General features: G+C 70.5%; 11 protein-coding genes. 5 read left to right on the forward strand and 6 right to left on the reverse strand.

The features are described 5' to 3' along the window. Positions 1 to 25: 25 nt before the first annotated feature. The gene (locus LNW71_RS27355) at positions 26 to 1,147 is read right to left on the reverse strand and encodes a PAC2 family protein (RefSeq protein WP_250970643.1); all 1,122 of its coding nucleotides are present in this window, start codon (positions 1,145 to 1,147) and stop codon (positions 26 to 28) included. Between the two features lie 256 nt (positions 1,148 to 1,403). Here LNW71_RS27355 and LNW71_RS27360 point away from each other — a divergent pair, with 256 nt between their 5' ends. From LNW71_RS27360 to LNW71_RS27380, 5 genes are all read left to right on the forward strand, one after another. Further along, positions 1,404 to 2,741, forward strand: a complete 1,338-nt coding sequence (locus LNW71_RS27360; protein ID WP_250970644.1) for an enolase C-terminal domain-like protein — start codon at positions 1,404 to 1,406, stop codon at positions 2,739 to 2,741. A 22-nt stretch (positions 2,742 to 2,763) separates the two neighbouring features. Further along, on the forward strand, positions 2,764 to 3,516 hold the full coding sequence (locus tag LNW71_RS27365) for an SDR family oxidoreductase (protein WP_250970645.1): 753 nt from the start codon (positions 2,764 to 2,766) through the stop codon (positions 3,514 to 3,516). A gap of 123 nt (positions 3,517 to 3,639) precedes the next feature. Beyond that, a complete protein-coding gene (locus LNW71_RS27370) occupies positions 3,640 to 4,680 on the forward strand; it encodes a sugar ABC transporter substrate-binding protein (RefSeq protein ID WP_250970646.1) in 1,041 nt (346 codons plus the stop codon). 2 nt (positions 4,681 to 4,682) lie between these two features. After that, the gene (locus tag LNW71_RS27375; protein ID WP_250970647.1) at positions 4,683 to 6,203 is read left to right on the forward strand and encodes a sugar ABC transporter ATP-binding protein; all 1,521 of its coding nucleotides are present in this window, start codon (positions 4,683 to 4,685) and stop codon (positions 6,201 to 6,203) included. Next, on the forward strand, positions 6,200 to 7,252 hold the full coding sequence (locus LNW71_RS27380) for an ABC transporter permease (protein ID WP_250970648.1): 1,053 nt from the start codon (positions 6,200 to 6,202) through the stop codon (positions 7,250 to 7,252). Before LNW71_RS27375 ends, LNW71_RS27380 begins: the two co-directional genes overlap by 4 nt. A 101-nt stretch (positions 7,253 to 7,353) precedes the next feature. On the opposite strand, the gene LNW71_RS27385 is transcribed toward LNW71_RS27380, so the two are convergent. From LNW71_RS27385 to LNW71_RS27405, 5 genes are all read right to left on the reverse strand, one after another. Continuing rightward, complete coding sequence (locus tag LNW71_RS27385) at positions 7,354 to 8,025, reverse strand: FadR/GntR family transcriptional regulator (RefSeq protein WP_250970649.1); 672 nt, start codon at positions 8,023 to 8,025, stop codon at positions 7,354 to 7,356. A gap of 207 nt (positions 8,026 to 8,232) precedes the next feature. Then, the gene (locus LNW71_RS27390; RefSeq protein WP_250970650.1) at positions 8,233 to 9,846 is read right to left on the reverse strand and encodes a glycerol-3-phosphate dehydrogenase/oxidase; all 1,614 of its coding nucleotides are present in this window, start codon (positions 9,844 to 9,846) and stop codon (positions 8,233 to 8,235) included. Positions 9,847 to 9,852: 6 nt separating this feature from the next. Continuing rightward, positions 9,853 to 11,403, reverse strand: a complete 1,551-nt coding sequence (gene glpK, locus LNW71_RS27395; RefSeq protein WP_250970651.1) for a glycerol kinase GlpK — start codon at positions 11,401 to 11,403, stop codon at positions 9,853 to 9,855. A 55-nt stretch (positions 11,404 to 11,458) separates the two neighbouring features. Next, positions 11,459 to 12,250, reverse strand: coding sequence for an MIP/aquaporin family protein (locus tag LNW71_RS27400; RefSeq protein ID WP_250970652.1), 792 nt, complete (start codon positions 12,248 to 12,250; stop codon positions 11,459 to 11,461). 239 nt (positions 12,251 to 12,489) lie between these two features. Beyond that, positions 12,490 to 13,254 carry an IclR family transcriptional regulator gene (locus LNW71_RS27405; RefSeq protein WP_250970653.1) on the reverse strand — a complete coding sequence of 255 codons (765 nt, stop codon included), beginning with the start codon at positions 13,252 to 13,254 and terminating at the stop codon, positions 12,490 to 12,492. Positions 13,255 to 13,288: the final 34 nt, after the last annotated feature.

Genomic DNA, 13,288 nt, shown 5'->3' on the forward strand with positions numbered 1-13,288 from the left:
CCCGCCCGGCTCCCGGCTGTCCGGATCAGTCCTCCGACGAATTCTCCGGCGGGTCCTCCGGGGGATCCTGCGAAGCCGAAGCGTCCCCCGGCGGTCCGGCCGGCGGATCCTGCGGGCCGGACTCACCTCGGCCCGCGTCGCCGTCGGCGGGCGCGGGACCACCGGTCGCCGGCCCGCTCACCGGCCCGGGGCCGCCGGTCTCCGGCCTGGCCGGTTTGGGCGGCCTGGTCCGGCCGCTGGACGTGTCCCGCAGATACGATCCGTCGCCGCTCTCCGTGGCATGCCCGCCGGGCGCCCCGCCCGGACCCGGGTCGCGTCGGCGCAGATAGCGCTCGAACTCCCGGGCAATGGCCTCGCCGCTCGCCTCAGGAAGCTCCGCGGTGTCCCGGGCCTCCTCCAGCGTCTGCACGTACTCCGCCACCTCGCTGTCCTCGGCGGCCAGTTGGTCGACCCCGAGCTGCCAGGCCCGCGCGTCCTCGGCCAGTTCGCCCAGCGGGATGCGCAGCCCGATGAGATCCTCCAGCCGGTTCAGCAGTGCCAGGGTGGCCTTCGGGTTGGGCGGCTGCGACACGTAGTGCGGCACCGCCGCCCACAGGCTCACGGCGGGCACGCCGGCGTGGGTGCACGCCTCCTGGAGGATGCCGACGATGCCCGTCGGTCCCTCGTACCTGGATTCCTCCAGGTCCAGGGTCCGCGCCAGGTCCGGATCGGACGTGACGCCGCTGACCGGTACCGGACGCGTGTGCGGGGTGTCGCCCAGCAGCGCGCCGAGCACCACCACCATCTCGACTCCCAGTTCATGGGCGAAGCCCAGGATCTCGTTGCAGAACGAGCGCCAGCGCATCGAAGGTTCGATGCCCCGGACCAGGACGAGGTCGCGGGGCTTGTCCCCGCCGATGCGGACCACGGAGAGCCGGGTGGTCGGCCAGGTGATCTTGCGTGTCCCGCCTTCCAGCCAGACCGTCGGGCGGTTGACCTGGAAGTCGTAGTAGTCCTCGGCGTCCAGCGCCGCGAACACCTCGCCCTTCCACTCCCGGTCCAGGTGCGCGACCGCTGTCGAAGCGGCGTCACCTGCGTCGTTCCACCCCTCGAACGCGGCCACCATGACCGGGTCGATCAGCTCGGGAACCCCCTCGAGCTCGATCACCCAGGCCTCCTTCCGAAGTTCCCTTGCGTACGGAACAACCTTACGGCTTCCGGCCTCTCTCGCCGCAGCCCCTGCGCACGGGCGGGTGAACCTGGACCACGAAGGTGCATCACCGGCCGAATCAGGGCATCAGGCACGCCATACATCCGAGCTGTGCGGGGTCAATTTCGCCTCAACCCTGGACGTTGGGCCTTCGGGGCGCTATACATCGGATGACCAGAGCAGAGGTCCGATGTTATTTCCCCTGGGGGCGCACATGAGTCAGACCGTCACGGATTTCGAGGTGCACGACATCCGTTTTCCGACCTCGGAACAACTGGACGGCTCGGACGCCATGAACCCCGATCCCGACTACTCGGCTGCCTATGTCGTCCTGCGTACCGACGCCGCGGACGGTGACGGCGGCGGCATCGAGGGCCACGGCTTCTGCTTCACCATCGGACGCGGCAACGAGGTGATGGCCGCCGCCATCCAGGCGCTGCGGTCCTTCGTGGTCGGGCGCCCCGTTCCCCGCACGGCGGCCGACCTCGGCGCCCTGTACCGGGACCTCACCCACGATTCGCAACTGCGCTGGCTGGGACCCGAGAAGGGCGTGATGCACATGGCGGCCGGCGCGGTCGTCAATGCCGCCTGGGACCTGGCGGCGAAGCGGGCGGGCAGACCCGTCTGGCAGTTCCTGGCCGAGATGTCGCCCGAGGAACTCGTCTCCCTCGTCGACTTCCGCTACCTCACCGACGCCCTCACCCCCCAGGAGGCGCTCGCGATCCTGCGTGCCGCCGAGCCGGGCCGGGCCGGGCGCGCCGAGCGGCTGCGTGCCGAGGGATACCCCGCCTACACCACCTCGCCCGGCTGGCTCGGCTACTCCGACGACAAGCTGGTCAGGCTGGCGAAGGAGGCCGTCGCCGACGGCTTCACCCAGATCAAGCTGAAGGTCGGCGGCGACATCGGCGACGACGTCCGCAGGCTCGGGCTGGCCCGCCAGGCGGTCGGCGCCGACGTACGGATCGCGGTCGACGCCAACCAGCGCTGGGACGTCGCCGACGCGGTGGAGTGGATGACCGCGCTCGCGCCGTACGACCCGCACTGGATCGAGGAGCCCACCAGTCCCGACGACGTCCTCGGCCACGCCGCGGTGCGCGCCGGACAGCCGGTCAAGGTCGCCACCGGTGAACACGTCGCCAACCGGGTCGTGTTCAAGCAGCTGCTGCAGGCCGGAGCCGTCGACTTCGTCCAGATCGACGCCGCACGGGTCGCGGGCGTCAACGAGAACCTGGCCGTCCTGCTGCTCGCCGCGAAGTACGGCGTCCCGGTCTGCCCGCACGCGGGCGGGGTCGGCCTGTGCGAGCTGGTGCAGCACCTCTCGATGTTCGACTACGTGGCGGTCTCCGGCACCTGGGAGGACCGGGTGATCGAGTACGTCGACCATCTCCACGAGCACTTCGTCGACCCCACGGTGATCGAGTCGGGCCGCTACACCGCCCCGGCGTCCCCGGGTTTCTCCGCCCGGATGTTCCCCGAGTCGATCGCCGCTCACCGCTACCCGGAGGGCCCCGTATGGCAGGCCCGCCGCACCACTGAGGAGGACAGCCGATGACCGGCACACGCGACTTCGAGGGATGAACGCTCTGGTGACGGGCGGCGCCTCCGGTATCGGGGCCGCCGTCGCGACCATGCTCCTGGAGCGCGGGGCCCGCGTCGCGGTCCTGGACCGGGAGACCGCGGGCGCCCCCGAGGGCACCCTCGCCCTGAAGGCGGACGTCACGGACGACGCCGCGGTGCACGAGGCCGTGGACCGGGCAGCCGCCGAACTGGGCTCCCTGCACACGCTCGTGTCGAACGCGGGCATCGGCTCCGTCGGCTCCGTGGAGGACAACGACGACGACGAGTGGACCCGGGTCCTGGACATCAACGTCCTCGGCATGGTCCGCACCGCCCGCCACGCGCTGCCGCACCTGCGGCGCGCCGCGGCCGAGCGCCCCGGCGCGGTCTCGATCACCCAGACCTGTTCGATCGCCGCGACCGCCGGGCTGCCGCAGCGCGCCCTGTACAGCGCGAGCAAGGGCGCGGTCCTCTCGCTGACCCTCGCCATGGCCGCCGACCACGTCCGCGAGGGCATCCGGGTCAACTGCGTCAACCCGGGCACCGCGGACACCCCGTGGGTCGGCCGGCTGCTCGGGCAGGCGGCCGACCCGGCCGCCGAACGTGCGGCCCTGAGCGCCCGTCAGCCGCTGGGCCGGCTGGTCACCGCCGACGAGGTGGCCGCCGCGATCGTCTACCTCGCCGGCCCCGCCGCGGCCTCCGTGACGGGCACGGCACTGGCCGTCGACGGCGGCATGCAGGGCCTGCGCCTGCGCCCCGCCGGCAGCTGACCGCAGGGTGTGCGGCCCGAGCCGGAACATCCACGGCCGCGCACCTCGTACCACCTGCGGCACACACCCCCAGCAACGCCATCGAAACGCCGAGCCGGTACTCCACAAAGGAACGGGACACCAATGAGAGTACGTACGACGAGTGCGGCGGCCTGCGCCGTACTGCTGGCCGTCACCGCCCTCGCGGGCTGCAACCGCGAGTCCTCGGACGACGGCGCGGGCGGCGGCAAGGTCGGTATCGACCTCCCGCGCAGCGACAGCGACTTCTGGAACTCGTACCAGAACTACATCGAGAAGGGGGTCAAGGGCGGTGAGGTCAAGGCGCTGCCGCTGACCAACTCGCAGAACGACATCGGCAAGCTCGTCGCCAACGTCCAGACCTTCACCGACCAGGGCGCCAAGGCCGTGGTGATGGCCCCGCAGGACACCGGCGCGATAGCCGAGTCGCTCAGCACCCTGAACGACAAGAAGATCCCGGTCGTCAGCGTCGACACCCGCCCGGACAAGGGCGACATCTACATGGTGGTGCGGGCCGACAACAAGGCGTACGGGACGAACGCCTGCAAGTACCTCGGTGAGCAGCTGAAGGGCAAGGGCAAGGTCGTCGAGTTCCAGGGCGACCTGTCCTCGATCAACGGCCGCGACCGGTCCGAGGCCTTCAAGGCCTGCATGGACAAGGACTTCCCGGACATCAAGGTGTTCGAGCTCGCCACCGACTGGAAGGGCGACGTGGCCTCCGCGAAGCTCCAGTCGACGCTCGCCGCCCACCCGGACATCAACGGCATCTACATGCAGGCCGGCGGTGTCTTCCTGCAGCCGACGCTCGCGCTCCTGGAGCAGAAGAAGCTGCTGAAGCCGGCCGGTTCGCCGGGCCACATCACCATCATCTCCAACGACGGCATCCCGGAGGAGTTCGACGCCATCAAGGCCGGGAAGATCGACGCGACGATCTCCCAGCCGGCCGACCTGTACGCGAAGTACGCGCTGTACTACGCCAAGGCGGCGCTGGACGGGAAGACCTTCAAGGCGGGTCCGACCGACCACGACTCCACCATCATCAAGATCCCGAACGGCTTCGAGGACCAGCTGCCCGCGCCGCTGGTGACCAAGGAGAACGTCGACGACCCGAAGCTGTGGGCCAACCAGCTGGAGAAGAAGAGCTAGCCATGGACCACGCAGCACCACCCGCCGTACAGGCGGAAGGCGTCGTCAAACGCTTCGGGCCGACCGTCGCGCTCGACGGGGTGAAGCTCACCGTGCGGCCGGGTGAGTCGCACGCCCTCGTCGGCCGCAACGGGGCGGGCAAGTCGACGCTGGTCAGCGTCCTGACGGGACTCCACAGGGCCGACGCGGGCACGGTCACGTTCGGCGGGGACCCCGCGCCCGCCTTCGGGGACACCACGGCCTGGCAGTCGAAGGTCGCCTGCGTCTACCAGAAGTCCATGGTCGTCCCCGACCTGACCGTCGCCGAGAACCTCTTCCTCAACCGGTTCGACGACAACGCCCGCTGGATCAGCTGGGGGCGGCTGCGCAAGCGCGCGGAGCGGCTCCTCGCCGACTACGGCGTCCAGGTCGACCCGAACACCCGGGCCCGCGACCTCGCCGTCGAGCAGCGGCAGTTCGTCGAGATCGCCCGCGCGCTGTCCTTCGGCGCGCGGCTGATCATCCTCGACGAGCCGACCGCCCAGCTCGACGCCCGGGGCATCGGGCGGCTCTTCGACAAGCTCCGGGAACTGCAGAGCCAGGGAGTGGCGTTCCTCTTCATCTCCCACCACCTGCAGGAGGTGTACGAACTGTGCACGGCGGTCACCGTCTACCGCGACGCCCGCCACGTCCTGACCGCGCCGGTCGCCGACGTCGCCAAGGACGATCTGGTGTCGGCGATGACGGGGGAGAAGTCCGGCGGCGCCGTCGCCTGGCACGCCTCCGGCACCGCCCTGCCGCCCGACCCGTCGGCCCAGCCCGTCCTCACGGCCCGAGGGCTCACCCTGGAGGGCTGGTTCGAACCGGTGGACCTCCAGGTGCGCCCCGGCGAGGTGCTCGGCCTGGCCGGCTCTGCGGCCAGCGGCAACACCGCCCTGGGCGAGGTACTGGCGGGCATGCGCAAGGCGGACGGCGGCACGGTCCGGGTGCACGGTGAGGCCGTGCGCTCGGGGAGCGTGCCGCACGCGCTGGCCGCCGGGATCGGCTACATCCCCGAGGACCGGCACGACCAGGGACTCGTCCTCGGGCGCAGTGTCGCCGAGAACGCCACCCTCACGGTCACCGGCCAGCTGGGCCCGTGGGGGACCGTACTGCCCTCCCGTACCAGGGAGTTCGCCCGGACGATGATCAGCTCGCTGGACATCAAGACCCAGGGGCCCGAGCAGCCCGTCTCCGGGCTCTCCGGCGGCAACCAGCAGAAGGTGGTGGTCGCCCGCGCACTGGCCCGCAAGCCCCGCGTGCTGGTGGCGGTGCGGCCCACCGCAGGCGTGGACATCAAGTCCAAGGACTCGCTCCTCGGGGTCGTACGGCAGGTCGCCGACGAGGGGAACGCCGCAGTGATCATCTCCGACGAGCTGGACGACCTACGGGTCTGTGACCGCGTACTCGCCCTGTTCCACGGACGGGTGGTCGAGACATTCGCAAGCGGGTGGGCCGACGGAGAACTCGTCGCCGCCATGGAAGGTGTGGGGGAAAGGGAATGACCGGCACGGTAAGGCCCCCGGCGGCCGAAGACATCGAGAGCGCGCTGAAGGGCCCGCTCACGGGCGACAGACCGCTGAACCGGCTGAAGCTGATCCGGTGGAGCGACTTCTCGCTGGTGCCGGTGATCCTGGTGGTGATGCTGGTCGGGTTCATCGTCTCGCCGGTGTTCCTCACCTCCCAGAACCTGATCAACGTCGTCCAGCAGTCCTCCGAGCTCAGCCTGCTGGTGCTCGCCCAGGCCTTCATCCTGATCTGCGGGCGGATGGACCTGTCGCTGGAGTCGACGATCGGTATCGCGCCGGTCATCGCGCTGTGGCTGGTGCTGCCCGGCGGGGGCGACCGATTCGCCGGTCTGGGGGTGATGCCGGGCTGGACGGCGGTCCCGCTCTGCCTGCTGGCGGGAGTGGTGATCGGCGCATTCAACGGCTTCCTGATGCTGAAACTGCGCGTCAACGGCTTCATCGCGACGCTCGGCATGCTGATGATGCTGCGGGGTCTCCACAACGGCATCACCGAGGGCAAGTCGATCATCGACGTCCCGGCCTCCTTCAGCTACCTGGGCAAGGCCTCCTGGCTCGGTGCACCGGCGGCCGTCTGGATCAGCCTGGCGCTGTTCGCCGTCGGCGGAGCGGTGCTGGCCTGGACACGGCACGGGCGTTCGCTCTACGCGATCGGCGGCAACCCGGAGGCCGCGCGGGCCGCCGGTATCCGCGTCGACCGCGTCACCTGGATCGTCCTGGCGATCGGCGGGCTGCTCGCGGCGTTCGCCGGCATTCTCTACACCGGCCACTACGGATCGGTCGGGGCCACGCAGGGCAAGGACATGATCTTCGACGTCATGGCGGCCGCCGTGATCGGCGGAATCGGTCTGAAGGGAGGCCGCGGCACCATATTCGGCGCGCTCACCGGCGTACTCACCCTTCGGCTGGTCGTCAACGTCATGACCCTGGCCGGTGTTCCGGGCCAGTGGGAGAAGTTCCTCAACGGCGCCATCATCATCATCGCCCTGGTCGCCTCGCGCTATGCCAGCCGCGAGGAACAGGACTGAGGACCGGTTCACACACGAACGCCGGACGGGCACATCCAGCCCGTCCGGCGTGTGAGGTGCGGGGTCCGGCGTGTGAGCACCGGGTCGGGCCGCGGCCGTCGCTAGAGCGTCGACCGCAGCCACTGCTCCACGCTCGCCACATGCACCGTCGCCCAGGCCCGTGCAGCCTCCGCGTCGCGGTCCCGCAGTGCCGACACGATCGCCCGGTGCTCATGGAGCGTGCGGCTCACCGCGTCCTCCTGGGTCAGACCGCGCCAGACCCGCGCCCGCGTCGTCGGCCCCGACAGTCCGTCGAGCAGCGAGCAGAGCACCGAATTGCCGGACGACTGCACGATGCCGCGGTGGAACTCGAGGTCGCAGGCCACCAGTTCCTCGACCGAGGGGTGGTCCCCCAGGGCGTCCAGCTGGGCGCTCAGCAGGTCGAGCTGCTCCTCGGTGATCCGGCTCGCGGCCATCGCGGTCGCGGCCGGTTCCAGGATCCGCCGGACCGCCAGGAACTCCAGCACCGTGTCGTCGCGGTGGAAGTCCACCACGAAGCTCAGCGCCTCCAGCAGCAGCTGCGGATCGAGACTGGTGACGTAGGTGCCGTCGCCCTGGCGCACGTCGAGAATGCGGATCAGCGACAGGGCGCGCACCGCCTCCCGCAGCGAGTTGCGGGACAGGCCGAGCTCCGCGGCGAGTTCGCTCTCCTTGGGGAGGCGATCGCCGGGCCGTAGCGCACCCGAGACGATCATTCCCTTGATCTTCTCGATGGCCTCGTCAGTGACAGCCATGGGCGACCTCCAGACATCCGATGTATCGCCCCCATTATGCGTCTCCGGAAGCGGCCGGTGCGCCCTTCGGGGCAACCCGCGCCACGCCCGTTCCGCGCGGCAGGGCGTTTCGACCCGTTCCGTAGGGCAGAGTCCGAAACCGCCCGTGGTGAATCAGGACACGCGGAAGGGGGCGGCGTCCCCCGGACACCGCCCCCTTCCCGTGCGTCAGACCCTGCGGTCGCCGAGCACCGACTCGACGCGGGCCCGGATCTCGTCCGTGGCCAGACCCCGGATCGTCAGCGTCGTCCGCCGGCGCAGCACGTCGTCCGCCGTCTCGGCCCACTCGTGGTCACGCGCGTAGGCGACCTGTGCCCAGATCTCGGGAGCGTCCGGGTGGATGCGCTCGGCGAGTGCCGGGTTCTCGTTGGCCAGCCGGGCGATGTCGAAGGACAGCGAACCGTAGTGCGTGGCCAGGTGCCGTGCCGTGTCGGCGGACATCCGCGGCCCGGGCGTCCCGCCGTCGACCATCAGCCGGTGCGCGACCGCGTTCGGGTTGGCGATGCCGGGCAGCGGGAGCTTCCTCGGCAGCCGGGCCATCGGCTCCATGTCCTCGGCCAGCGGGTGCCCGGGGAGCGCGGCCAGCTTGTTCATCACGGTGCGCCCGATGTGACGGAACGTCGTCCACTTGCCGCCCGCCACCGACAGCATCCCGCCGCGGCCCTCCGTCACGACCGTCTCGCGCTTGGCCTTGGACGTGCTGCCCGGACCACCCGGCAGCACCCGCAGCCCGGCGAAGGAGTAGGTGATCAGGTCGCGCGACAACTGCTGGTCCCGGACCGAGAACGCCGCCTCGTCCAGGATCTGCGCGGTGTCCTTCTCGGTGACCGCGACATCCGCCGGATCGCCCTCGTACTCCTCGTCCGTCGTGCCGAGCAGCAGCATGTCCTCCCAGGGCAGGGCGAACGTGATGCGGTACTTGTCGATCGGGGTGGCGAGCGCGGCCTTCCAGGGGCGGGTGCGCTTCAGGACGAGGTGCGCGCCCTTGGACAGACGTATCGAGGGCGCCGCGTTCGGGTCCTCCATCTTCCGCAGGTGGTCGACCCACGGACCGGTGGCGTTCAGCACCAGCCGGGCGTCGATGCCGAACTCCGTGCCGTCCACCGAGTCCCGCAGCTCCGCACCGGTCACCCGGCCCCGGGTGAACCGCAGCCCGGTGACCGCCGCGTGGTTGAGAACGGCGGCCCCCGCCTCGACGGCCGCGCGGACCGTCATCAGGGCCATCCGCGCGTCGTTCATCTGGTCGTCGCCGTAGACCGCGACGGCCTTCAGATTGTCGGTGCGCAGCTCGGGCACATCGCGCTGCGCCTTCGCCGGGCTGATCACGTGGCCGACGCCGTCACCGAACGCGGAGAGCGCCGAGTACGCGAACACGCCCGCGCCCAGCTTGGCGGCGCCGTGCGGCCCGCCCTTGTAGACCGGCAGGTAGAAGGTGAGCGGGTTGGCGAGGTGCGGTGCGACCTGACGGGACACCGCACGCCGCTCGAAGTGGTTCTCCGCGACCAGCTTCACCGCGCCGGTCTGCAGGTAGCGCAGACCGCCGTGGAGGAGCTTGGAGGAGGCGGAGGAGGTGGCGCCGGCGAAGTCGCCGGCGTCCACCAGGGCCACCCGCAGCCCGGACTGCGCGGCGTGCCAGGCGGTGGAGATGCCCAGGATGCCGCCGCCGATCACCAGGAGGTCGTACGTCGCCTTGGAAAGCTGCTCCCGGGTTTCGGCGCGGCTCGGAAGGGAGCCGGAGGCCGGATGCGTCCCGAGGGCGGGGACGCTCTGCAGGGTGGTCATGTCTGTCTACTCCTCGGCAGTGCTGTCATCGAGCCAGCCCATGGAGCGTTCCACTGCCTTGAGCCAGCTCTTGTACTCGCGGTCGCGGGTGGCCGCGTCCATGCGGGGGGTCCACTCGGCGGCCCGGCGCCAGTTGGCGCGCAGGGCGTCGGTGTCCGGCCAGAAGCCGACGGCCAGGCCGGCGGCGTAGGCGGCGCCGAGGCAGGTGGTCTCGGCGACCATGGGCCGCACCACGGGTGCGTCCAGGAAGTCGGCGAGCGTCTGCATCAGCAGGTTGTTGGAGGTCATGCCGCCGTCGACCTTGAGCGCGGTCAGCTCGACGCCGGAGTCCTTGGTCATGGCGTCGCTGATCTCACGCGTCTGCCAGGCGGTGGCCTCCAGCACGGCACGGGCGATGTGCGCCTTGGTGACGTAGCGGGTGAGACCGGCGATGACGCCGCGGGCGTCGGGGCGCCAGTACGGGGCGAAAAGACCGGAGAAGGCGGGCACGAAGTAGGCGCCGCCGTTGTCCTCGACCGACGAGGCGAGGGTCTCGATCTCGGCCGCGGACTGGATCAGCCCCATCTGGTCGCGCATCCACTGCACCAGCGAACCGGTGACGGCGATGGAGCCCTCCAGGGCGTACACCGGCTTCTGGTCACCGATCTGGTAACCGACCGTGGTCAGCAGCCCGTTGTAGGAGTTGACGGGCGTCTCGCCGGTGTTCAGCAGCATGAAGGTGCCGGTGCCGTACGTGGACTTGGCCTCGCCCTCGGCGAAGCACGTCTGGCCGAACAGCGCGGCCTGCTGGTCACCGAGCGCGGAGGCGACCGGCACCCCGTCGAGCACGCCGCCCTTGGCGTGGCCGTACACCTCGGCCGAGGACCGGATCTCGGGCAGCACCGCGGGCGGGATGCCGATGGAGGAGACGATCTTGTCGTCCCACGACATGGTCTGCAGGTTCATCAGGAGCGTGCGCGAGGCGTTGGTGACGTCGGTGACGTGGACGCCGCCGTCGGTGCCGCCGGTCAGGTTCCAGATGACCCAGGAGTCCATGGTGCCGAAGAGGATGTCGCCCCGCTCGGCGCGCTCACGCAGCCCCTCGACGTTGTCGAGCAGCCAGCGGACCTTCGGCCCGGCGAAGTACGAGGCGAGCGGCAGCCCGGTCTCGCGGCGGAAGCGGTCCTGGCCCACATTGCGGCCGAGCTCCTTGCAGAGCGCGTCGGTGCGGGTGTCCTGCCAGACGAGGGCGTTGTGGACGGGCTCACCGGTGTTCTTGTCCCAGAGCAGCGTGGTCTCGCGCTGGTTGGTGATGCCGATCGCCTTCACGTCGGCGGCGGTGATGCCGGCCTTGACGATGGCGCCGGCCACGACCTCCTGGACGTTCTCCCAGATCTCGGTCGCGTTGTGCTCGACCCAGCCCGGCTTCGGGAAGATCTGCTCGTGCTCCTTCTGGTCGACGGAGACGATCCGGCCGTCCTTGTCGAAGACGATGCAGCGGCTGGAGGTGGTGCCCTGGTCGATGGCCGCGATGAACGGCCCGGTGCCGTGGGTGCCGGTGGTGTGTGCTTCGGTCACGGTGTGCTCCCGGAGGTCTGTGTGGTCATGGGGTTACGGCTCGGGGCTCTGCGGCTCACGCGAAGGCGAGGTTGTAGAGCCCGCCCGCGATGGCGCCGCCGACGAGGGGGCCGACGACCGGGATCCACGCGTAGCCCCAGTCGGAACCGCCCTTGTTCGGCAGCGGAAGCAGCGCGTGCACGATACGCGGACCGAGGTCGCGAACCGGGTTGATCGCGTAGCCCGTCGGGCCGCCGAGCGAGAGACCGATGGAGACGACCACCAGTGCGGTGATCAGCGCGCCGAGCGTGCCGAGGCCGTTGCCGTCGGCGTTGAGGCCCTGGGTCAGGATCGCCAGGACCAGCACGACCGTGGCGATGATCTCGGTGACGACGTTCTGTACGGCGTTGCGGATCTCGGGGCCGGTGGAGAAGACACCGAGCACCGGCCCGGCCTCGGGGGCCGCGGCCTTGTCGACCATGCCCTCGTCACCCGTATGGGCCCGCAGGATCTCCGGATCCGTCAGATGGGCCCGGAACTGTCCGTAGTAGGTGAGCCAGACCAGCACCGCGCCGATCATCGCGCCCAGGAGCTGGGAGGCGAGGTAGAGCGGTACGTCGCTCCACTTGGTGCCGCCCTCGATCGCCAGACCGAGGGTGACGGCCGGGTTGAGCTGCGCGCCGGAAACGCCGCCGGCCAGATACGCGCCGGTCAGTACGGCGAAGCCCCACCCGAAGGTGACGGCGAGCCATCCGGCGTTCTGCGCCTTCGAGTGCTTGAGCGTGACGGCGGCACAGACACCGCCGCCGAGCAGGATGAGTACGGCGGTACCTATGGTCTCGCCGATGAAGATGTCGGAGCTGGACACCCGCGACTCCTTTGTCCTTCGTCCAGGAAGCCGAACCCCGGGTCCCTCCGGTGGTCCGCGCCCTCGTGTGAGGGCGTCACCGGCCCTTGGCACTGTCACACCCTAACGCTTATTTCCGTTAGGCGTTCGACAATGCCGACCGGTGCACGGCAGTGTTTCCCTCAGGTGAATGGGGCGTCAAGGGGTGTGTGGCCTATAACTCGATCGGGGCCGAAGTTGCCGGCGCTCCCGCACGGTGCTCAGAAGCGTCTGGCGCCGAGGTCCCGGGAGACCGCGCGGGCGCAGTCGCGCACCGCCGCGATCAGCTCGGGCCGCAGCTCGCCGTCCGCGCAGACCCGCTCCACGGCGCCGGTCACGGCCACGGCGCCGACCGGCATCCGGCGCCGGTCGTGGATCGGGGCGGCCACCGCGGCCACCCCCTCCCAGGTCTCCTCCACGTCGGCCGCCCAGCCGCGCGCCCGGATCAGGTCGAGCATCGACTCGAACTCCAGCGGATCGGTGACGGTGCGGGGCGTGAAGGACTGCCGCTCGGCCTCCATGGCCTCCGTGTGCGCCACCGGGTCGTAGGCCGCCAGCACCTTGCCCAGGGCGGTGGAGTGCAGCGGCTGCATCGCACCGACCTCCAGGACCTGCCGGCTGTCGTCGGGACGGAAGACGTGATGGACGATGAGGACGCCCTGCTGGTGCAGGACGCCCAGGTGGGTGCTCTCGCCGCTGGAGCGGGCCAGATCGTCCGTCCAGACCAGGGCGCGGGCCCGCAGCTCGTGGACGTCCAGGTAGCTGTTGCCCAGGCGGAGCAGCTCGGCGCCGAGCTGGTAGCGCCCGGACGCGTCGTCCTGCTCGACGAAGCCCTCGTGCTGGAGCGTGCGCAGGATGCCGTGCGCGGTGCCCTTGGCCAGGCCCAGCGAGGAGGCGATGTCGGACAGGCCCAGCCGCCGTTCGCCGCCCGCCAGCAGCCGCAGCATCGCGGCCGCCCGCTCAAGCGACTGGATGTTCTTGGCCATCGCGCCGTACTCCTCCACTGTGGTTCGACAATGC

It is taken from the genome of Streptomyces sp. RKAG290, from assembly GCF_023701695.1.
Taxonomy (GTDB): domain Bacteria; phylum Actinomycetota; class Actinomycetes; order Streptomycetales; family Streptomycetaceae; genus Streptomyces.

Excerpts from the sequence above, each read along its gene's own strand:
- LNW71_RS27360 (WP_250970644.1), top strand. The coding sequence starts at position 1,404 with ATGAGTCAGACCGTCACGGATTTCGAGGTGCACGACATCCGTTTTCCG.
- LNW71_RS27370 (WP_250970646.1), top strand. The coding sequence starts at position 3,640 with ATGAGAGTACGTACGACGAGTGCGGCGGCCTGCGCCGTACTGCTGGCC.
- LNW71_RS27380 (WP_250970648.1), top strand. The coding sequence starts at position 6,200 with ATGACCGGCACGGTAAGGCCCCCGGCGGCCGAAGACATCGAGAGCGCG.
- LNW71_RS27390 (WP_250970650.1), bottom strand. The coding sequence starts at position 9,846 with ATGACCACCCTGCAGAGCGTCCCCGCCCTCGGGACGCATCCGGCCTCC.
- LNW71_RS27405 (WP_250970653.1), bottom strand. The coding sequence starts at position 13,254 with ATGGCCAAGAACATCCAGTCGCTTGAGCGGGCGGCCGCGATGCTGCGG.
- LNW71_RS27385 (WP_250970649.1), bottom strand. The coding sequence starts at position 8,025 with ATGGCTGTCACTGACGAGGCCATCGAGAAGATCAAGGGAATGATCGTC.
- LNW71_RS27375 (WP_250970647.1), top strand. The coding sequence starts at position 4,683 with ATGGACCACGCAGCACCACCCGCCGTACAGGCGGAAGGCGTCGTCAAA.
- LNW71_RS27365 (WP_250970645.1), top strand. The coding sequence starts at position 2,764 with ATGAACGCTCTGGTGACGGGCGGCGCCTCCGGTATCGGGGCCGCCGTC.